Origin of the sequence: Chryseobacterium pennae (assembly GCF_003385515.1) — a bacterium.
GTDB lineage: Bacteria > Bacteroidota > Bacteroidia > Flavobacteriales > Weeksellaceae > Chryseobacterium > Chryseobacterium pennae.
This window is the reverse complement of sequence record NZ_QNVT01000003.1, coordinates 86098-105592: the sequence shown is the minus strand read 5'-3', so window position 1 is coordinate 105592 and position 19495 is coordinate 86098. Positions and strand designations below refer to the sequence as shown.

Annotated in this window: 20 protein-coding genes; 14 read left to right on the top strand and 6 right to left on the bottom strand. The window is 37.0% G+C overall.

Features of this window, described 5'->3' with window-relative positions; all coding sequences use genetic code 11:
- Window positions 1–48 precede the first annotated feature (48 nt).
- A complete protein-coding gene (locus DRF65_RS05030) occupies window positions 49–600 on the bottom strand; it encodes a biliverdin-producing heme oxygenase (RefSeq protein WP_115969385.1) in 552 nt (183 codons plus the stop codon).
- Between the two features lie 19 nt (window positions 601–619).
- Entirely contained in the window at window positions 620–2818 is a 2199-nt protein-coding gene (locus tag DRF65_RS05025; protein WP_115969383.1) for an ATP-binding protein, read from the bottom strand.
- A gap of 370 nt (window positions 2819–3188) precedes the next feature.
- Here DRF65_RS05025 and DRF65_RS05020 point away from each other — a divergent pair, with 370 nt between their 5' ends.
- From DRF65_RS05020 to DRF65_RS04995, 6 genes are all read left to right on the top strand, one after another.
- Window positions 3189–4238, top strand: coding sequence for a linear amide C-N hydrolase (locus tag DRF65_RS05020; protein WP_115969381.1), 1050 nt, complete (start codon window positions 3189–3191; stop codon window positions 4236–4238).
- 140 nt (window positions 4239–4378) lie between these two features.
- The gene (locus DRF65_RS05015; protein ID WP_115969649.1) at window positions 4379–5545 is read left to right on the top strand and encodes a porin; all 1167 of its coding nucleotides are present in this window, start codon (window positions 4379–4381) and stop codon (window positions 5543–5545) included.
- A 20-nt stretch (window positions 5546–5565) separates the two neighbouring features.
- Entirely contained in the window at window positions 5566–6996 is a 1431-nt protein-coding gene (locus DRF65_RS05010; RefSeq protein ID WP_115969379.1) for an anion permease, read from the top strand.
- Between the two features lie 16 nt (window positions 6997–7012).
- Window positions 7013–7669: a succinate dehydrogenase cytochrome b subunit gene (locus tag DRF65_RS05005; protein WP_115969377.1), complete on the top strand. Its 657-nt coding sequence runs from the start codon at window positions 7013–7015 to the stop codon at window positions 7667–7669.
- 12 nt (window positions 7670–7681) lie between these two features.
- A complete protein-coding gene (locus tag DRF65_RS05000) occupies window positions 7682–9598 on the top strand; it encodes a fumarate reductase/succinate dehydrogenase flavoprotein subunit (RefSeq protein WP_115969375.1) in 1917 nt (638 codons plus the stop codon).
- 12 nt (window positions 9599–9610) lie between these two features.
- Window positions 9611–10363 (top strand): succinate dehydrogenase/fumarate reductase iron-sulfur subunit, encoded by a 753-nt coding sequence (locus DRF65_RS04995; RefSeq protein ID WP_115969373.1) that lies wholly within the window; start codon window positions 9611–9613, stop codon window positions 10361–10363.
- Between the two features lie 275 nt (window positions 10364–10638).
- On the opposite strand, the gene DRF65_RS04990 is transcribed toward DRF65_RS04995, so the two are convergent.
- The 3 genes from DRF65_RS04990 to DRF65_RS04980 all read right to left on the bottom strand — a co-directional run bounded on the left by DRF65_RS04990 (window position 10639) and on the right by DRF65_RS04980 (window position 13876).
- Entirely contained in the window at window positions 10639–11409 is a 771-nt protein-coding gene (locus DRF65_RS04990; RefSeq protein WP_115969370.1) for a cyclase family protein, read from the bottom strand.
- A gap of 225 nt (window positions 11410–11634) precedes the next feature.
- Complete coding sequence (locus DRF65_RS04985) at window positions 11635–12597, bottom strand: hypothetical protein (RefSeq protein WP_115969368.1); 963 nt, start codon at window positions 12595–12597, stop codon at window positions 11635–11637.
- A 265-nt stretch (window positions 12598–12862) separates the two neighbouring features.
- Complete coding sequence (locus DRF65_RS04980) at window positions 12863–13876, bottom strand: nucleoid-associated protein (RefSeq protein WP_089737409.1); 1014 nt, start codon at window positions 13874–13876, stop codon at window positions 12863–12865.
- A 467-nt stretch (window positions 13877–14343) separates the two neighbouring features.
- On the opposite strand from DRF65_RS04980, the gene DRF65_RS04975 reads away from it, so the two are divergent.
- The 4 genes from DRF65_RS04975 to DRF65_RS04965 all read left to right on the top strand — a co-directional run bounded on the left by DRF65_RS04975 (window position 14344) and on the right by DRF65_RS04965 (window position 15537).
- Window positions 14344–14508 (top strand): hypothetical protein, encoded by a 165-nt coding sequence (locus tag DRF65_RS04975; RefSeq protein ID WP_228438536.1) that lies wholly within the window; start codon window positions 14344–14346, stop codon window positions 14506–14508.
- A gap of 11 nt (window positions 14509–14519) precedes the next feature.
- Entirely contained in the window at window positions 14520–14876 is a 357-nt protein-coding gene (locus tag DRF65_RS04970) for a DUF7674 family protein (protein WP_115969363.1), read from the top strand.
- Window positions 14877–14958: 82 nt separating this feature from the next.
- Window positions 14959–15090 carry a hypothetical protein gene (locus tag DRF65_RS29080; protein WP_262511434.1) on the top strand — a complete coding sequence of 44 codons (132 nt, stop codon included), beginning with the start codon at window positions 14959–14961 and terminating at the stop codon, window positions 15088–15090.
- A gap of 51 nt (window positions 15091–15141) precedes the next feature.
- Window positions 15142–15537 carry a DUF7674 family protein gene (locus tag DRF65_RS04965; RefSeq protein ID WP_115969360.1) on the top strand — a complete coding sequence of 132 codons (396 nt, stop codon included), beginning with the start codon at window positions 15142–15144 and terminating at the stop codon, window positions 15535–15537.
- A gap of 73 nt (window positions 15538–15610) precedes the next feature.
- On the opposite strand, the gene DRF65_RS04960 is transcribed toward DRF65_RS04965, so the two are convergent.
- Window positions 15611–16480 carry a nucleoside hydrolase gene (locus tag DRF65_RS04960; protein WP_115969358.1) on the bottom strand — a complete coding sequence of 290 codons (870 nt, stop codon included), beginning with the start codon at window positions 16478–16480 and terminating at the stop codon, window positions 15611–15613.
- A gap of 200 nt (window positions 16481–16680) precedes the next feature.
- Between DRF65_RS04960 and DRF65_RS04955 the strand changes: the two genes are divergently transcribed.
- The 4 genes from DRF65_RS04955 (at window position 16681) to DRF65_RS04940 (ending at window position 19437) form a co-directional block, all read left to right on the top strand.
- Entirely contained in the window at window positions 16681–17469 is a 789-nt protein-coding gene (locus tag DRF65_RS04955; RefSeq protein ID WP_115969355.1) for a helix-turn-helix domain-containing protein, read from the top strand.
- A 379-nt stretch (window positions 17470–17848) separates the two neighbouring features.
- Window positions 17849–18268 (top strand): DoxX family membrane protein, encoded by a 420-nt coding sequence (locus DRF65_RS04950; RefSeq protein ID WP_115969352.1) that lies wholly within the window; start codon window positions 17849–17851, stop codon window positions 18266–18268.
- Between the two features lie 21 nt (window positions 18269–18289).
- Entirely contained in the window at window positions 18290–18643 is a 354-nt protein-coding gene (locus tag DRF65_RS04945; protein WP_115969349.1) for a cupin domain-containing protein, read from the top strand.
- Window positions 18644–18759: 116 nt separating this feature from the next.
- Window positions 18760–19437, top strand: coding sequence for a hypothetical protein (locus DRF65_RS04940; RefSeq protein ID WP_115969347.1), 678 nt, complete (start codon window positions 18760–18762; stop codon window positions 19435–19437).
- The last annotated feature ends 58 nt before the right edge of the window (window positions 19438–19495 follow it).

The following is a 19495-nucleotide window of genomic DNA, read 5'->3' as shown; positions in this document are numbered from 1 at the left end:
CTGAAAAAATGCGCAATTTTTCAGGAAATTTATTAGAATTAAAAGGAATTAGTTGACGTTCAGTAAAAATGAGTACAGTTTTTTCGCGCCAGACAGCACTTCTCCGTACTTTTCTTCTGAAACTTCAGTATCCAGAACCTCCTTAAAGTTCTTCCACATCGGTCCCGTATTCTCCTGATAGCATCCGAAGAAGTTAAAAGTAACCGCATCGAAACCATCTGTTTTAGAAAGCTGTTTCGCAATTACATTTCCCCCCAATGTAGACCCTTCAATCACATACATCGCTCCCAAAGCTTCATGCTCTGTATCAAATTCAAGATCGTGGGATGCTGTCTGATTGTCCAGAGAAAGGCTTTCAAGATCCTTTTCTATTAGAGGAAGTTTTTTTCTTTCAGCAAGCTGAAGCTTATCAGCATACTTGCCGGAAAGGCTGTTGAATATTTTGTCTTCACTGTGGAGAAGCATCAGATAATTGGTATGAATAATCTTTTTATAATCTTCTAAAGTGAAGGTTTTATTAAAAATCTTCTCAGAATTAAAAAGTTTCTCGGCTGCATCGTGATAGTCGGCTGTATTTTGTTTAAGATATTCTGATACCATAATTACATTTTAAAGTTTCTCAAATGTAAGGTTTTTTGAACGTTAAAATGAATGAAGTACCTTCTTTATTGCTCTCATAATCTATATTTCCGCCTATCCTTTTCATAATACGGTGAACAATGGACAAACCTACTCCGTTTCCTTTAAACTTCTTCGCATTATCCATCCGGTTGAAGATCTTAAACATCTTATGTTTTTCCCCCTCAGGAATACCGATTCCATTGTCTGAAATTCTGTAAACAATGGTTTGCCCGTCTTCTGTTCCCTCTATTTCTACCTTAGGCTGATCTTTATGGGATGAATATTTTACAGCATTATTGATAATATTCAGAAATACCTGATGAAGCAATGTTTTATCTGCCAGAACATCCGGACATTCCTTAATAAGTATTTCACTTTCCGGACTTCCATAAGTGATCTTTGCATTATCAGAGATCTTTTGAATGGTATTACCCGTTTTCAGAGTTTCAAGTTGTATCTCGCTATGTTTTGCTCGACTCAGCTGCAGGACATCATGCATCATTTCAGCCATACTGTCTATTTCCTCAATGATTGTATTGATCTTAGTTTTACTCTTTTCAGAACTATCAGTAATATTTCCCAAAAGCATTTGTGCATTCAGTTTCATTACCGTTAAAGGAGTTCCCAGATCGTGAGAGATGGTGTAGGAAAAACTGTCGAGTTCTTCATTCACCTTTTTCAGCTCATCATTAAGCCTTTTGATCGCATTGTAATTCTTATGAGAAGTTTCCAGAATCAAATCTCTTACAGCCTGTACCGCACTCACATTTCTGGAATTCCATCTTTTTGAATGTCCTTTAATGTTTTCTGTAAAAATATGGAATGAAGTTCTCGGAGAAATCATTTGCCGGACTTCTCCATTTTGGGAAAACACCTCAATTTTCTTTTCCGGATTTCCTGCCCAGTTAATATGCTCATTAAATTCTTTACGGAACCAGATCAGCATCTCATTTTTATCCCTTTCAATAAAGTAAATAATAATTCCGGCCGTATTTTCAGACAGCCCCAGGTCCTCACCATGATTCTTAAGGAAACTGCGGTTAATATAAATTCTGTCACTTGTATTTTCTAAAGCCCAATGTACAATTCTGCTGATACAATTCATTTCCGGAGTCGCTCCTTCTGTGATAATATTTTCATCAGACACAATTGCCAGACCGTCTGCTTCCGGCAAATTCATCATCTCTGTTTTATTTTCCCACAGAGAATCAAATAAATTATTATGTTTTAAAAATTCCGTTTTAAGACCAGAAATTCTTTCATTCAGCTCAAGACGGTAATTCAGTTCATTTTTTGATTTAAAAGAAGAATAAGCATTAGCAGCCAATGCTGTGAAGATCCCAGCCTGCACCCTGTCTTCAAGGTCAATATGCTTAGGTTCCACATTCTGGCAGGTTACCAGGCCCCAAAGGTGATTATCAATGATAATCGATATACTGAAACTGGAAGAAACTCCTGAATTCTTAAGGTATCGCCCATGAACAGGAGACATAGCTCGTGATGCAGATAGACTCAGATCAATATCCTTAATGGTTTTGCTTACCACAGGAACCGTATCTGCATAGACATTGCTGAAGATTCTTTTTCTTTTTTTCAGATAAAGTTCCCGAGCCTGTTTTGGGATATCGGACTCAGGATAATGCAGCCCTAGAAAACTTTCCATCTCTTCATTTTTCTTCTCGGCAATTACTTTTCCGGAACCGTCCATCATAAATTTATAAACCATTGTCCGGTCATAATTCACCACTTTAGAAAGCGTTTCCAGCAGGTGATTCCAAAGTTCCTGTTCATCATCAATCACATAAAAGTTATCGTATTTGTTAGAAATTCTTTTATCCGGATTTATCAGAACTTCCTCAAATTCGAGAAAAATAGATCCACTGCTTCTGAAAACAGAAAAATGATATTGCGTTTTATCAATAAAGATTTTGTCAAAATAGGTTTCATTTTCCCGTCTGGTAAAACGATCCAGGGAAGTATAAATATCTGATTCAATAATGTGCTGAAAACTTTCCGGGAAATCCGTAAGCTTTCTACCGAATAACTCATCCTGGTTTCCGATTTTAAAAATATCCGATATGTTCCGGCTTAAAAAAGTAATGGAAAGAGATTCTGCATCAATGCCAATCAGATAACCAAAACTTTGTATAGAACCTGGAATATGGATAGGTTCTTCATGACATTCTACAAAATTCATAACTCTTTTCAGTCTATCTATCAAAGATAGCGCTTTTTTTTAACTGGTTTTGGAGATGTGGTATGTAATTTTCATTCTGGTAATGTGGTAGCATACAGTAAAAAACAAGCATTTATTCCCATTGAAAAATCATCGATTTTCGCCCCATTTCAGTATGATCTTTCTAAAATATACGAAAAATTTCCCAATAATAGTACTTTCAACCACTAAAGCATGATTCATAACATGAAATGCAGCTTATCAGCTAAAATAATTATGTTATTTAATCAAATTTAACTAAATTTATATCACCAAATAATGAATATGAATAGAAAACCATTGAATTATTCACAATAAATTCAATATAAATTTTAAATTCAAATAATACTATATGAAAAAGTTCCCATTAATTTTATTTTCTCTTGTCCTTTCAGTAGGATTATGGAATCCGTCAGAAGCGTGCACCCGTGTTGTTTACAAAGGTCCGCAAAATACTATTCTTACAGCCCGCTCTATGGACTGGCGTGACGAGATTCCGGCCAATCTCTGGATTTTTCCAAAAGGAATAGACCGCAATGGCCAGACTGGTCCTAAATCTGTAAAATGGACTTCCAAATACGGAAGTGTGATAAGTTCCAGCTGGGATATAGCTTCTGCAGACGGAATGAACGAAAAAGGATTAGTAGCCAATATGCTATGGTTAGGAGAATCTCAATATCCGAAATTTGATCCTAAAGGAGGAAAAAAGGGACTTGCCATCTCTTTGTGGGCACAATATTATCTTGACAACTTCTCAACAGTGAAAGAAGCTGTAGAGTTTTCAAGAAAAGAGCCATTCGTTGTAGTAAGTGATTATATTCCGGGAACAGAAAAATTTACCACCATTCACCTATCTCTTTCTGATGCTTCAGGAGATAATGCAGTATTAGAATATATCAATGGAAAACTGGTGATACACCACGATCCTTCTTACACGGTAATGACCAACTCTCCTATTTTTGATGAGCAGCTTGCGCTTAACAATTACTGGAAAGGGATTCCAGGAACAGTGATGCTTCCGGGAACCAACCGTGCTGCTGATCGTTTTGTAAGAGCTTCTTATTACATTGATGCAATTCCTAAAACGGCTGATACCCGCACTGCTGTAGCCAGCATATTCAGTGTTATCAGAAACTGTTCTGTACCATACGGCATTTCTTCCCCTACAGAACCTAATATTTCTTCAACAAGATGGCGTTCTGTTTCGGATCAGAAGAATCTGGTATATTATTTTGAAACCGTTTTCACTCCCAATACATTCTGGGTAGATCTTAAAGATTTTGACCTGAGTACAAAAGGGAAAGTGATGAAACTGGATCTGAGCAACTATCAGACGTATCACGGTAAATCAAATACCAATTTCAAAGAAACTCCATCTTTCAAATTTTTAGGACTGGAATAAAAATTCAGGAAGAGAGCTAAGCAACAAAAGTTTTTATCATTTATGGCACGTCAGTGCTTAACCTCAACTTTTCAAGGATAGAGACAGAAACTTTTATGCTTGTATACAATTCAAAAAAAGCAAAAATTAAACAAATAGATATGGCCTTTTTTTCATTAAAAAAGAGAAGTCTGATCCTGTACATACTCTTGGGCTGGTTTTCAGCAAATGCACAGATACAGGATTCTCTACAGACCACACCACAACCACAGGAAGAAGATCATGTAAAATATCCTCAGCTTCAGATCAAAGGGCTTTTTCAGGCACGTTATCTGGTAGGAATGAGTAAAGATGTTGATGTCAACGGACTTCATCATTCTGACGGATCGGGAACCAGCAATAATTTCATGCTGAAATACATGAGGGTTCAGGTAAGAGCACAGATCAGTAAACGTACGGAAGTTGTTGCATTGGCTAACCTTGCAGATTTTAAAAATGACCCTAAAGGCAGAGTGCTTGAAAATGCTTACCTGAAGTACACTTTCAGTCCCAAGCTGGCATTCACCGTAGGACAGTTCAGACCCTGGTTTGGTATTGAGGAAACTTACCCTATCGATATTATCAAATCCCTGGACTGGTCTAACCAGTACTCTGAATTCGGGAAACTGGGCTGGACAAGCTTCCAGATCGGACTTTCTGCCACAGGACAGGTAAAATTAGGGGAAATACCTCTTCAATATGCTGTATCTGTAGTAAATGGAAACGGGAAAAACCAGGTCAATGATAATGATAACGGAAAGCAGTATTCTACCCGTTTACTTTTCGGACTATCCAAGAAATACAATTTCAATGTGGGTCTGAATGGAGGTATTGGTGAGGTTTTCAGCAAAAAAGTATATGCCGTAGGGATTGACCTGAGCTCAATGGTTCAGTTTGATCCGAAATGGAGTCTTGATATGCAGCTGGAAGCTAAACAGGCAACCAACCACGTTCTGTACAATTCTATTGCTCCGGAAGTAAGACCTGATAATCCGGATCAGTACCTCATTCGGGGGGCTTATTTCCTTCCGAATCTGAGATATGAAATCAATCACAAAAACCTCAGTGCTTTTGAATTGTCTTGCCGATATGAATATCTGGACACCAACTTCAGATTGGCTTCTAATCCAAGACAAACTATCACCCCGATGGTAGGACTTGAATTTTTGAAAAACTATGGAGCAAGAATTCAGCTGGGTGTACAGTTCGACCGCTACAAATATCAGGTAGAAAATACCAACCAATACAATAACAATCTATTCATAGTGCAAGTACAAAGTAGATTTTAACAGATTAAATTGTGAGTATCATGAAAGAAATTAATATTAAAAACGTTGCGATCACATTTGTCGTTGCGTTAATCATCTGGTTCATTCCTGCCCCTGAAGGTGTTGCTGAGAATGCCTGGCATCTGTTTGCCATCTTTGCGGCAACTATTTTAGGAATTATTTTAAAAGCAGCTCCTATGGGAACAATGTGTATGATGGCCATTGGATTTACAGCCCTTACACAGGTAGTAGCTCCCGGAGATGCCGGAAAATCTATTACTAAAGCACTTTCCGGATTTGGAGATAAAGTGATCTGGCTGATCGGGATTTCATTCTTTATTGCCAGAGGATTTATCAAAACAGGTTTAGGAAACCGTATTGCCTTTTTATTCATCAGGGTTTTCGGGAAAAGCTCATTGGGACTGGCCTACGGATTAGGACTTGCAGACGTTTGTCTGGCTCCGGCTATTCCAAGTAATACGGCAAGAGGTGGTGGAATTATCTACCCGATCATGAAATCTATGGCCATCAGCTTTGATTCCGTTCCTGAAAAACCGGAAACACACAGAAAACTGGGATCATTTTTAACATTGAACAGTTACTACATGAACCTCATCGCTTCTTCTATGTTCTTAACCGGAACCGCAAGTAACCCGATGTGTCAGAAATTTGCCGCCAACCTTGGAATCGACATTACATGGATGTCTTGGGCAGCAGCTGGTTTTGTACCTGGTTTAGTAGCGTTCTTCGTCATTCCTTTAGTTTTATATAAATTATACCCGCCTGAACTTAAAAAAACAGGTGATGCGCCAAAAATGGCAGCTCAGAAATTAAAAGAAATGGGACCAATTTCCAAAAACGAATGGCTGATGCTGTTAGCTTTCTTCATTCTTTTATTCCTCTGGATCTTTGGTGGAGCGTTGTCTATTGATGCCACAACTACTGCATTTATCGGATTAACTTTATTGCTGTTAACCTCAGTATTAACCTGGGAAGATGTTAAAAGTGAAAAAGGAGCATGGGATACCATCGTTTGGTTTGCCGTTCTGGTCATGATGGCAAGCTCTTTGAATGAATTGGGCTTCATTGGCTGGTTCAGTAACCTTATCAAAATTCAAATCGGAGGTTTGAGCTGGCAGGTAGCCTTCCCGGTTATTATTGTCGTCTATTTCTTCAGTCACTATATTTTCGCAAGTGCTACTGCTCACGTAGCAGCTATGTATGCAGCCCTGCTGGGTGTGGGTGTTTCTTTAGGAATTCCGCCTATGCTACTGGCAATGATGCTAGGATTCATGGGTTCAATTTATGGAGTACTTACTCATTACGGACATGGCCCGGCTCCGGTATTCTTTGGTAGCGGATATGTAGATCTGAAAATCTGGTGGCTTCGAGGTCTTGAAATAGGAATCGTGCTCTTAATCATCTACATGGTTGTAGGAGGTTTATGGATGAAAGTTTTAGGATATTATTAATTATTAAATCAAATATATGTTATCAACATTGTCAAGAAAAATGCTGATGTGCCTTACAGGACTCTTTTTGGGATTCTTCCTGTTGATTCATTTCCTCGGAAATCTTCAGCTTTTTCTCCCTCAGGAACAGGCTCATCTGCAATTCAATGCCTATTCGCATTTTTTATCAGGAAATATCATTATCAAAATAGTTTCTTATGTTTTGTATGCAAGTATTATTCTTCATGCTGTAGATGGACTGATGATTACGCTGAAAAATAAAAAATCCGGTGGTGATTATCAGAACGACAGACGTGGAAGAGCCAGTAAATGGGCTTCCAGAAATATGGGTATCCTCGGAACCTTAATCCTGATCTTTCTGGTGATTCATTTTCAAAACTTCTGGTATGTCTATAAATTCGGAAATCCACCATTGGATGAGAATGGAAATAAGGACTTATATATTTTGGTAGTTACTGTCTTCAAAGAATGGTGGTACGTTGTGATTTATGTACTTTCTATGATTGCCTTATGCTATCACATGATCCACGGATTGTACAGTTCCGTAAGAACACTTGGATTATACCATCCGAAGTTCGTGAAATGGGTTAAAATCACTGGAACAGCCTACTCTATTATAATCAGTTTAGGTTTTGCCCTTATGCCTGTTTATGTATTCTTTACTTATCATTAAAAAGACCTCATCATGATTTTAGATTCAAAAATACCACAAGGCCCATTGGAAGATAAATGGGCATATTATAAAAAGAAAGCCAAGCTTGTGAACCCGGCCAACCGTAAAAAGCTTGATGTGATTGTTGTAGGAACGGGTCTTGCAGGAAGTTCTATTGCAGCTTCTTTAGGAGAAATGGGATATAATGTGAAAGCATTCTGTTTCCAGGACAGTCCGAGACGTGCACACTCTGTAGCCGCACAAGGTGGAGTGAATGCTGCTAAAAATTATAAAAATGACGGTGACAGTGTATACAGGATGTTCGTAGACACCTTGAAAGGAGGAGATTTCAGAGCCCGTGAAGCCAACGTTTACCGCATGGCAGAATGTTCTTTAAACCTCATCGATCAGGCCGTAGCACAAGGCGTTCCGTTCGGACGTGAATATGGTGGCTATCTTAATAACCGTTCTTTTGGTGGAGTTCAGGTAAGCCGTACTTTCTACGCCAGAGGACAAACCGGACAACAATTGCTTCTGGGCGCTTATCAGGCTTTAATGAGACAGGTTGGAAAAGGCTCTGTACAGTTATTTTCAAGACATGAAATGCTTGATCTGGTTACGATTGACGGAAAAGCAAGAGGAATTATCGTAAGAAACCTAGATACCGGAGAAATTGAAAGGCATGCAGCTCATGCTGTAATATTAGCAACCGGAGGTTATGGAAAGATTTATTACCTGTCAACATTAGCCATGGGATGTAATGGTTCTGCCATCTGGAGGGCCCATAAAAAAGGAGCTTTAATGGCTTCCCCAAGCTGGATTCAGGTACATCCTACTTCTCTTCCGCAATCCGGAGATTATCAATCTAAATTAACGCTGATGTCTGAATCACTGCGTAATGACGGACGAATCTGGGTTCCATTAAAAGAAAATGAAAACAGAGCTCCGAATGACATTCCTGAAAATGAAAGAGACTATTATCTGGAAAGAAGATATCCGGCATTCGGAAATCTGGCACCAAGAGATATCTCATCCCGTGCTGCTAAAGAAAGAATTGACGCCGGCTTCGGAATCGGTCCTTTGAAAAATGCAGTGTACCTTGATTTTTCTAAGGCAATAAAAGAACAGGGAAAAGATAAGATCAAAGAGAAATACGGAAACTTATTTGATATGTATCTTAAAATCACAGGATATGACGCTTATAAAGAACCCATGATGATCTCTCCTTCTGCTCACTTCTCTATGGGAGGTCTTTGGGTAGATTATGAACTGATGACTACTGTTCCAGGACTTTTTGCATTGGGTGAAGCTAATTTTGCAGATCATGGAGCCAACAGATTGGGAGCCAACTCTCTTTTGCAGGCTTCTGTAGATGGTTATTTTATTGCTCCATACACCATTGCGAATTATTTAGCAGATGAAATTCACACAGGAAAAATTTCACCAGATGCTCCTGAGTTTGAGCAGGCTGAAAATGCAGTTAAAAACCAAATTCAGGACTTCATGAATATCAAAGGAACTAAAACTGTTGACTACTTTCATAAAACATTAGGAAAGTTACTGTACGACTATTGCGGACTGGCAAGAAATGAGGAAGGGCTTAAATATGCCATTCAGGAAATCAGAAAGCTGAAACAGGAATTCTACAAAGATGTAAGAGTTTCAGGGCAAGGGGACAAGATGAATGCCGAACTGGAAAAGGCTGGCCGTGTTGCTGATTATTTTGAAATCGGAGAGCTGATGTGTTATGATGCTTTAACCCGTAATGAATCCTGTGGAGCTCACTTCCGTGAAGAGTATCAGACTCCGGATGGGGAAGCCATGAGAAATGATGCGGAATATCAATTCATTTCAGCATGGGCATGGACAGGTGAAAATGGTGACCCTGAACTGGTTAAAGAACCTTTAATCTTTGAAGAAATACAGCCAACGGTAAGAAGTTATAAATAAAAAACAAAAATTATGGATTTACACCTTAAGATATGGAGACAGAAGGACAAACAAAGTGAGGGAAAACTGGTTAATTACGACCTTAAAGGATTAAATTCTCACATGTCTTTCCTGGAAATGCTGGATACGTTAAATGAAAAACTGATTACCGAAGGAGATGAACCAGTAGAATTCGATCACGACTGTCGTGAAGGCATCTGCGGACAATGTGGGATGATGATTAACGGTATTGCTCATGGTCCTTTAAAAAATACTACTACCTGCCAGCTTCACCTTCGTTCTTTTAAAGATGGTGAAACGATTCTGATAGAGCCTTTCCGTGCGGAAGCATTTCCTGTAAAGAAAGATTTAAAAGTAGACCGTTCTGCTTTTGACAGGATTATTTCTTCCGGAGGTTTTGTTTCTGTGAATACCGGTCAGGCTCCTGATGCCACTGCTATTCCGGTAACACATCAGATTGCTGAAGAAGCTTTTGATTCTGCTGCATGTATCGGATGTGGTGCCTGTGTGGCAACCTGTAAAAATGGAAGTGCTGCATTGTTTACTTCTGCAAAAATTGCTCACATGGCCTTGTTACCTCAGGGTAAAGAAGAAAGAAGTAAACGTGTTCTGGATATGGTTTACCAAATGGATACTGAATTATTTGGGCACTGCTCCAATACAGAAGCCTGTGAAGTGGAATGCCCACAGGGAATTTCTGTCCTGAATATTGCCAGAATGAATTTTGAATACAACAGAGCCTTGTTTTTTAAGAAGAAGGGTTAAATAAACGAAGAACGCTAAAAATGATACTATGTGAAAGGGTGAATCTGCAAATGCAGGTTTGCTCTTTCTATTTTTAAAATAAGTTTTTATGGATCAGCTTCAAATGCGAAATGATAATATTTTTTGTATTTAAGGTAATGCAAAGTTTTTAGCACATTATTTCCTGTTTTTAAGGGAGCAAAGGATGGAATCAATTTCATTGATTCTTTCTAAGCACATGCATATCCACTACACCTCCTAAAATATCACCAAGTTTTGCATTTGATCGATTTTTGTTAATCCATCATAGCCACTACTCTTGCCGGAGCAGCAGAACCGCCAACGATCTTTAACGGAAAAACACAGACTTTGAAACCTGATGGTGGCAATGCCTGAAGATTGGTAAGCTGCTCTATATGCAAATATTCTTTTTCTATTCCCACACGATGGCCTTCCCAAAAGTATTCCGGATCATTGAGTTCTTTTGCTTTTTTAGCCATAAATTTTAAAGGAAGATCCCATCCCCATTGATCTATTCCCATTACTTTTACGCCCTGATCAATCAGCCATTCCGTAGCTTCACGGCTCATTCCGGTTCCTTTTTCTACAAAATCGGGAGTTCCCATCAGCTTATCCCTATCGGTTCTTATTAAAACAATATTTCCCTCCTGAATGGTGATTCTATTTTTATCAAGATCTCTTTTCAGATCCTCTACAGTGATAGCTACAAAATCTTCCTTATGACTGCAATCGATGACAATACCATCTCCGTAGCACCATTCTAAAGGAATCTGATCAATTGTTTTAGCCGGTTTCCCTTCCACTTCAGGACCATAATGCCATGGAGCATCAATATGAGTAGTGGCGTGGAGTCCCATATTTTTAATCGTATCATCTGCCCAGCCTGTCCAGTTTTTGGGAAAAAGCCTGAACGGAAGATTTAATGCCAGACGAATTAGCCAATGGGATTTTCTATGAGGTTTGTGTTTGATTTTCACTCTCATAAACCAGGGATCTCCTGCATTGTACTGAATAGGTTTGGATAAATCGATGATAGTTGTTTTCATAGGATCAGCTTAAGAAGTAAAGATAATAAATACCGTTAGTTCGGAATAAAGATTTTGGATTTAGTTAGATTGGAAGATAGAGGATGGAAAATGGCAGTCATAAATATTATAAGAACAGCTATTCGTCTGTTTTACTTTTTTTAAAACAAAATTAATGATGTGGTTGACGATAAGTCATTAAAATTAAAAGTAACTTCCAGCCTCTCTCTTCGAGCTTCCAGCTTTTTAAAATATCTTTGGAATCATAATCTTCTTCGGATCATTTTCATCATACATGATCTCTACAGTTCCTGTTTTGGGTACAGAGGAAAGATTCAGAAGACTTACAATTGTTTTATAGGTAGCAATATGTTCATTTCCTCTGAAATCTTTAAAACTGACCTGAAATATAAGCTGTGGTTGGTCATTCACTGTTAAGCCTGTTTCATTCACACTGATAAGTTGTGCCTCAGCATCTCTTCCGGCAAAAAGAATTTGTTCATCTTTTTTATTTTTTACAAATTTCCCAACAATATAACTGACTATCAATACCGTAACTAAGAATATAATACCACTGAGAATAATGGGATGCACAAAAGTCAGAAACCTCCACCCAAAATCAAAAGATTCCCTACTATAAAAATAGCTATAAAGCCCTATTATATAAACAATCATAAATGCAATAAATACAAGTCGTATCGTCAGATTATTGATTTTAAATTTAGTCTGCATACCCCTTAAAATAAAATAAGGTTCTTTGGATGGTAAAGGATTTAAAAGAACTTTGACCGCTTTCCCCTTCTCGAATCTTTTTTCTTGTGGTTTTGTATCATAAAACATCATTTCCTGTCGGATAGGTACATTTCTTAGATTCTGAAAAGAAAGAACAATATGAATCATATTCATATTGGTTTTTGGATTGTATTTTACCAATTTATAGTCTATAATTTCAGCATTTCTGGGAATTCCATTTTGCATGATATGGCTGATCCTTTTCTTTTCTTTTAAAGTCTTCACCATAAGATTATTGATGAGAAAAAAGAGAACATATATCCAGATAAAAATAGAAAAACCGAGATATCCATAGCTCACGGCTAATGAATTTCTCGGTTCTGTACTTACTTCCTCAATCATTATATACAGGAAGATAGGAAATGGTATGCAGAAAACCAGCATATAAAGTGTCCAGAAAATGATCATAAATTTCATAACTGTTATTTTGCGGTGCGTGATAAAGTTATGATATTATTTTTAACCTAAGTCGATTTAAGAAATATAAAGGCTGGAAGATGGAAGAAAGAAGATGGAAATTACTTTCAGTTTTAATTATTTACCATTAACACCATCACTAATTTTACCTTAAAAAGGAAAAAAGACGAATGGCTGTTCTTGGGATCTTCATAACTTCCAGCTCCCGGCTTCCCTACTCCCAACTTTTTAAAATCAGGAATTCTACCCCGAAAGCTTTTCTCAATTATACTTCTTTCTCGAAATACAATCTGTAATATTTTCCTTTATCATCCTCTCCCATTTCAAGCTTCTGTCTGTCACCGTGGATATAAATATGGAAGTTTTTATCTAGCTTGATAATACTTTTAAAGTGTCTCTGGGTTTTCTTTACTGCAGCCTCACTGATAGGAAACTCTTCAGCTATATTTACCTGCATGTCCTGTTCGTAATCGGTTTTAAAGTTTACAAAACTTTCGATCACATGCTCATCACCCAATACTTCATTAGCAAATTCATCCAGTTTAAATTCTTCTTTCTCTTTAAAAAAATTAATCGATTTATTCAGGAAGTCTGCCTGATCAGCTTTTGAAACCTCAAATTCCTGTGGAAGCTGTTTCGTGATATAATCCTTGTATACCATTAAAGCTTCCTGCGTGTGGAAATACTCGTCATCACGCTGTTTTACTTTTAAGAAATCCTCAAACCAGTAATACATATCTCCGTTTTTGTTGTTGTCAACTACCGAAAGTACATATCCTGTATCCTTATTATTGTTGTAGATCAAAGCTGCTTTATCAATTTTAGATAAACCAATCCCCTGATCTTTTTCAATATCAAATGTTTCTTCTGCCGGATTAATTTTCAGGAACGATTCTCTTTTTTCAGTTTTAAAGATTCCGATCTTGTCTACTCTGTCCGGACGGTCACTTTCATCTTCAAAAAGGACAATAAACAATTCTCCACTCTGAACTCTAGGGTTTTCAGCGGCTTCGAAAAGGTGTTTTGCAATATTTTCAGACTCCCAGATAAACTTGGATTTATCTTCAAAAATTTCAGATACAGCACTGTAAATCGGGTTATTCACCAGATAGGTATCACTGTAAAAATGAAAAGTTTCTTCTGACTTGAATGATCCTAAAAAGTAATCCTCAAGCATCTCTGCCATTCCTTCCTCCAGCTTCAATTCCTCCTGGGAAAGCGTTAGAGAATCTCCGTTAATCTTATTTCCGACTCTGTGTACTATTATTTTTGAAAACATCTTCTGAATATTTGGACTGCAAAGATATTCATTCTATTCTTCACATGAAACTGAAAAAACAGGTTTGACCGTACTGATTTTTTAAACCACAAAAGTCACAAAAGTTTCATTCTAAAAACACTTTAGTTCACTTAAGAAGTTGAAAATTATACTGCGAAAAAGTTCACTAAAGAAGAAAATATGAGATTTTCAAAAAACTTATCTGTACTTATTACGCATAAAGCTTGTCTCTTAAAAATAGCTTAAGCGTTATAATTCTTTTGTGACTTTTGTAGTTGATATCAAACCTACTAATCTGGTTAAAAGATTCCTGTTTCTTCCAATTTGATAAAATCCTTATCATTTTGAAACGCTTTTTTTCATTTAAAAATTCAAAATAAACACATAATTATTTCATTTTCAAATTATTATGCAAGTTTCATTTTCAAAGGTACACCATTGGCATCATGATTCTCAAAACATACAAAATGGACTTGAAAACCTTGAACAGAATAGACAAATTAAGAAGATTAAAAAGCAGAGGACCACAAACTCCTAAATGGCTGAAACCTTATCACCTGCTGTTTGTTGCTTTTTTAATCATTTTCATGTTTGGAGTCTTCATTAAACTGTTGGAACAAAACCACATTTAACAATATATACTATGAACTATTTACAAGCTGTGCAGGAAATCAACGAACTGTTTCCTGACTTTGAAACGGAATTGAATACGACAAAAACACCCAATTCTTACAGTGTGATCCGCAACTTTACCGAGCGCATTAAAAATATGATCCGCCAGAATGACAGTAATCTCCTGTTCAGAAGTTTACAAAAGATTGACAAAATGTACATTAATGGAGATACACTGTTAAAAAATGCCATTGAGAACACTTTTATCTACTCTCTGGACAATTATACGGCCTTTTGCAGCAAAGAATACAGACAAAAAATCTTCAGTCACATTTCTTCTGACCTGAAAAATAGCTATTCAAGACAAATTTACAGTCATGGTATATGAACCTTTTATTACAAATTTCAACGGTTTCATTACAAAGTGTTTAAATTAAACAAAATTAAAAATAACTCACAATCAATAGATTATGAAAAATAAAATCAGAAGAATTTCCGACTGGAAAACATGGAAAAACACGACTAACAGACACAATTCAGAGATATTACTCACTCACATTGCTGTGATTGTAGGTGTTTTTATTTTTGCGGCATGTCTTTAAATTTTGGTATACATTTCGCTGCAATAAAAAGTGTTTGAAAAATTCTTAATTATGATGAAAGTACAAATGCAAACTATTAATCAAAAAATAGCTGTTGAATACTTAAAATTTTTCTATCCGCGACTTCGCAATGAAATCATACAGCTGTCTGTACAGGACAACTTTGCTGGAATCATGCAAATGACAGTCAATTACCTGAAAGGTCTGTTGCTGGAATCGAAGATCAATATTATTGCCCATCATATCAAACTGATGGACAGACTTTACCGGAATGGAAATTCCTATGTAAGAACAATGATTGAAAATATCTTCATAAGATCTTTTGAAAGCTTTAAAAAACACGCCAAGATTGCTCACTGGAAACTTCTTTATCAGTATATGCCTGTAAGCTTTCAAATCGTTTATAATGAGCAGCAGAAGCAGGATCAGATTTATTTTGGAAAATAATTTTAAAGGCGGAGAAGGCTATTTTTTAGCGTTCTTCGCCTTTTATGATAATACTATTTAGTGATTTTAAATATTAGGGTTTTATAACCATCCAAAGATCTGTTAAATCTGGGATATAGGTCGTTATTAATGACATACTCTTTTCCGGATGCTTTTCTGCTTCCAGGCATCCCCATTCTCCTTTTTTTCTGTACGGGATAACTTCTGCCCAATTTGCTTTAGAGGGATCAATTGCCAGTAAAGCTGCTACTGTATCATGGAGTGCTTTCTCTTTTAGTTCTACAGCCTTCAGAAACAGGTCTAGCCCTTTGTTGTGATTACGATACGGAATAAGCAGTTTAGCATCTTCTTTAGTGAAAACTGCCCCATGACAAACATTTTTACTAATCATTCGTCTTTCAGCCATTGGGTTTGAAAGCAAAGCTTCAGCCGCAAGCGGGTTACCGTTCAGATTAAAAGTTGCACAAACAAGTTTTCCATCAAATTTCTCCAGGCGGTGTTCCTTTGCAACAATATTATCGCCTGCAAAACCTCCCTGACAAAACCAACGATTAAAGAATACTCCGGTTTCCAATAAAGAATGTGGATTCGTAAGTGCTGCCCCGGTTAACAATGTGCAATCGGGAAATTTCTGAAGTGTTTCTGCCATAATATTCGCTGCAGTATCATCTGCATTGGAATCTTCAAAATTCCCTACCCAGTCCCGGTAAAACCCCGAAACACGTTTAGCTATAGATTTGGGAGTTCCAGCTCCAATTCGAACGTCTTCTCTATCAAGAATTCGTAAAACATGGCGTACAAAACCAATTTGGTCTGTTCCCCCCGGATGTACAGAAACACTAACCAAGTTAACTTTTGGATGGGTTGCTAAAATAGCAAGAGTCATAGAATCATCAGGATCTGCAGTTTCCATATCGAAATGGAAAGGCAATTTAAGTTGCATGTCGTCTTTATAGTATATTAGTTTTCAGTGGCAAAGATATAGAAAATAAAGATTATACTTTTTTGAGTCCGTCATTGAAAAATAATAATTTCTTTCTTAAACAAAAATCGTTTATTAAATATGACACTAAATCCCGAAGTCTTTGTAATTTAGTGAAAAGATTCAGCCCTATCGGGTACTTACAATTATAATGAATAAAAATGATTGAAGTAAAAAAATATTCTCATCAGGAAGGACATCCGGTTCCAGGACGGGTAATAAAGTATACTTTATTCTGGTGCAATACCGGGACTGCTGAAATTCTGATTGACGAGAATATTTTTAACCTAAAAAGCGGTCAAACCGTTACTATTACTTCCGGACAGTTTCACCAGCTGATTACTGTGAATGGAGAACTCACAGCCCTAGAATTTACCTTAGATTTTTTCTGTAAAAGCGATAGTGATATTGAGTTGATTTTCCACAACGGATTGTTCTGTCATTTTGGAATGAATGAAATGATTACCGTTCAGCACCCAGAATTTTTCACAGATACTCTCAACCTGATTGAAAAGGAAATCTACGAAAAACCCTACCAATACCTGACCTCAACTCATTCTTTGGTAGAATTACTTTTGGTAGAGATTAATCGTTCTAAAATTGCCAATGGTGATGAAATCTGGAAGCCGGATGCTTTGTTTCTTAAGTTTTTAGAGAGTGTCCGTAATAACTTCTCCAATAACCATCCTGTATCCTACCATGCAGATGCATTGACAACCACTGAGGCTAAACTGAATGAAGTTTCTAAGCTTCATACCAATAAAACTGCCCAAAATGTGATCTATAGTCTTACCATTTCCGAGGCAAAAAGGTTGTTGCTTTATGAAAAACTGAGCGTTAAAGAAATTGCCTACCAACTTGGGTTCAATGATCCTTTTTACTTTTCTAATTTCTTTAAAAAACATACTTCCCTTTCTCCCAAAGACTATCAAAAGTCGGTGAAGAGTTAAGTGTAAAAGCCGGATGTGGGAAGTGGGAAGTTTCTGAAGACTATAGAAGCTATTTTATTAATATAAAGAGTTTAATCCATTAATAATCGATTTTGCTGAAGCGAATGTTATCCAGCCGTTTCATCGAATCAATAAAGCAGATTCCATCTTTGCCTCGTAAAAATCTAACATAAGTTTTTTAAAGCCTTTCGTTTCCATTAAAAATCAACCACATACAGACAATATTACACTTCCGGATTTTGGAACTGATCCAATATAATTGATTTACCTGAATTCCAAAATCAGTCAAATATTCTATGCTTTTCCCGGAATCGTCTATTCTTTAGGCGAGCTCTTTCACTGAACTTTGTACCTGTCATTAAGACCTAAAAATTACTTCATGAAAACAAGACAGGACATCGCAGTTTTTTTATTAAGAATAGCATTAGCATCCGGATTTTTATCTGCTGTAGCCAGCCGGCTTAATCTTTGGGGAATACACTCTTCAGGATGGAAAAACTTTGTGAGCTATACTGCTGAAGTGAATTCATTTTTCCCTTCTTCATGGGCTCCAACACTTGCTGTATTATCTACTACTGCAGAATTAATTATTGGTATTTTACTGCTGACAGGATATCAGGTGCGTAAAACATCACTCGCCGCATCTGTTCTTACTTTCCTGTTTGGAACTGCCATGAGTATTTCTTTCGGATGTAAAGAGGCTTTGGATTATTCTGTTTTTGTATTCAGTGCGGGAGCATTTTTACTGAGTACCTTTCCCCGCTATTTATGGTCTTTAGATCAATTTTCACACGAATAATAATTTAAAACATACTATATCATGAGCACAAACATCAACAATTACATTGTAAAAACCGGACAAAAAGAATGGCAGCCTTTAATTGAGAAAGGAGTTCATTATGAAGGTATTTTTGTAAAGTCCTTAAAATTTGATCCTGAGCAAAACAGATCTACCACCATCCTTTTAAAATTTGAACCGGGAGCAAGCTATCCTTATCATAACCATCCGGCAGGTGAAGAACTTTTCATTCTGGAAGGTGATGCAACTATCGCAGGCGGAAATCTGGAAAAGGGAGATTATCTGTACACTCCTCCCAACTTCAAACATTCCGTGCAATCGGAAAATGGATGTATTATTCTGTTTATGGTTCCGGAAGAGGTGGAAATCCTTTAATCTGATTAATCACTTTACGATCAAACCTGTGGTGGACTGCTTTTTCATCATGGGTTTGCCTGTTTTCTCCCTTTTATTCACTGTAAAAGCTGTATCTTTGACTATCAAATTACATCATGAATACAGATTTTGAAGCTTTTAAAGAGCATTTGTCGTGGCTTATTCACCCTTCTCAAATTGATACCGTTTCAGAAACGAAAATCAGATTATCCTCAAAGTTTACAGATACCTTTCCCATTCTTACAGAATTAGTCACTCAGGCAAGGGTTCTGAGCTTGGATATTGATCATCAGCCTCATCATCTTTTTTCCTGGACCAATAAAAACAATGAAATTTTCGGTTGGTTAACCAAAGCAGAATCTGGTTTTACCTCACCCCTTCCTTTTATTGAAGAACACAAACTGTTACTCAACGAAATTGGCGGTATCCGGGAGTCTTTTAATCAGCCTGATCCAAGTTTTTCAAATAATCAGGAGTTTATGTTCACCGGATCAGAATGCTCAGCAGGAATTAATGATTGGAACGACTATTACGAGGAACAGTGCAGCGATGAGAACAAGCCGCCAATGGATTATAAAAACTTCATCAGCTTTGTAGTAGAAGCTAATGGCGCAACTACTGTATATGAGCCCCAAACAAAAGAAGTTTTTCTTTTCTCCCATGATCATGCTTTTGACAATGTAGATTTTCTTGAAAATCAGCCGGAATATACTTTTCATACATTCCATAATATCATCAGTTTTGCAGATTATGTGGAAGCGCTGGCTCAGGAATGGAAAAATGAAATCATATAAACCTCCTGTTTACCGTAATCTCTGAAATTAATTATTTTTTATCCCCTATTAAAATTAT

Excerpts from the sequence above, each read along its gene's own strand:
- DRF65_RS04960 (WP_115969358.1), bottom strand. The coding sequence starts at position 16,480 with ATGCAACTTAAATTGCCTTTCCATTTCGATATGGAAACTGCAGATCCT.
- DRF65_RS04965 (WP_115969360.1), top strand. The coding sequence starts at position 15,142 with ATGATGAAAGTACAAATGCAAACTATTAATCAAAAAATAGCTGTTGAA.
- DRF65_RS04950 (WP_115969352.1), top strand. The coding sequence starts at position 17,849 with ATGAAAACAAGACAGGACATCGCAGTTTTTTTATTAAGAATAGCATTA.
- DRF65_RS04940 (WP_115969347.1), top strand. The coding sequence starts at position 18,760 with ATGAATACAGATTTTGAAGCTTTTAAAGAGCATTTGTCGTGGCTTATT.
- DRF65_RS05020 (WP_115969381.1), top strand. The coding sequence starts at position 3,189 with ATGAAAAAGTTCCCATTAATTTTATTTTCTCTTGTCCTTTCAGTAGGA.
- DRF65_RS05010 (WP_115969379.1), top strand. The coding sequence starts at position 5,566 with ATGAAAGAAATTAATATTAAAAACGTTGCGATCACATTTGTCGTTGCG.
- DRF65_RS05030 (WP_115969385.1), bottom strand. The coding sequence starts at position 600 with ATGGTATCAGAATATCTTAAACAAAATACAGCCGACTATCACGATGCA.
- DRF65_RS04955 (WP_115969355.1), top strand. The coding sequence starts at position 16,681 with ATGATTGAAGTAAAAAAATATTCTCATCAGGAAGGACATCCGGTTCCA.
- DRF65_RS05005 (WP_115969377.1), top strand. The coding sequence starts at position 7,013 with ATGTTATCAACATTGTCAAGAAAAATGCTGATGTGCCTTACAGGACTC.
- DRF65_RS04985 (WP_115969368.1), bottom strand. The coding sequence starts at position 12,597 with ATGAAATTTATGATCATTTTCTGGACACTTTATATGCTGGTTTTCTGC.
- DRF65_RS05000 (WP_115969375.1), top strand. The coding sequence starts at position 7,682 with ATGATTTTAGATTCAAAAATACCACAAGGCCCATTGGAAGATAAATGG.
- DRF65_RS05025 (WP_115969383.1), bottom strand. The coding sequence starts at position 2,818 with ATGAATTTTGTAGAATGTCATGAAGAACCTATCCATATTCCAGGTTCT.
- DRF65_RS05015 (WP_115969649.1), top strand. The coding sequence starts at position 4,379 with ATGGCCTTTTTTTCATTAAAAAAGAGAAGTCTGATCCTGTACATACTC.
- DRF65_RS04990 (WP_115969370.1), bottom strand. The coding sequence starts at position 11,409 with ATGAAAACAACTATCATCGATTTATCCAAACCTATTCAGTACAATGCA.
- DRF65_RS04980 (WP_089737409.1), bottom strand. The coding sequence starts at position 13,876 with ATGTTTTCAAAAATAATAGTACACAGAGTCGGAAATAAGATTAACGGA.
- DRF65_RS04945 (WP_115969349.1), top strand. The coding sequence starts at position 18,290 with ATGAGCACAAACATCAACAATTACATTGTAAAAACCGGACAAAAAGAA.
- DRF65_RS29080 (WP_262511434.1), top strand. The coding sequence starts at position 14,959 with ATGAAAAATAAAATCAGAAGAATTTCCGACTGGAAAACATGGAAAAAC.
- DRF65_RS04995 (WP_115969373.1), top strand. The coding sequence starts at position 9,611 with ATGGATTTACACCTTAAGATATGGAGACAGAAGGACAAACAAAGTGAG.
- DRF65_RS04975 (WP_228438536.1), top strand. The coding sequence starts at position 14,344 with ATGGACTTGAAAACCTTGAACAGAATAGACAAATTAAGAAGATTAAAA.
- DRF65_RS04970 (WP_115969363.1), top strand. The coding sequence starts at position 14,520 with ATGAACTATTTACAAGCTGTGCAGGAAATCAACGAACTGTTTCCTGAC.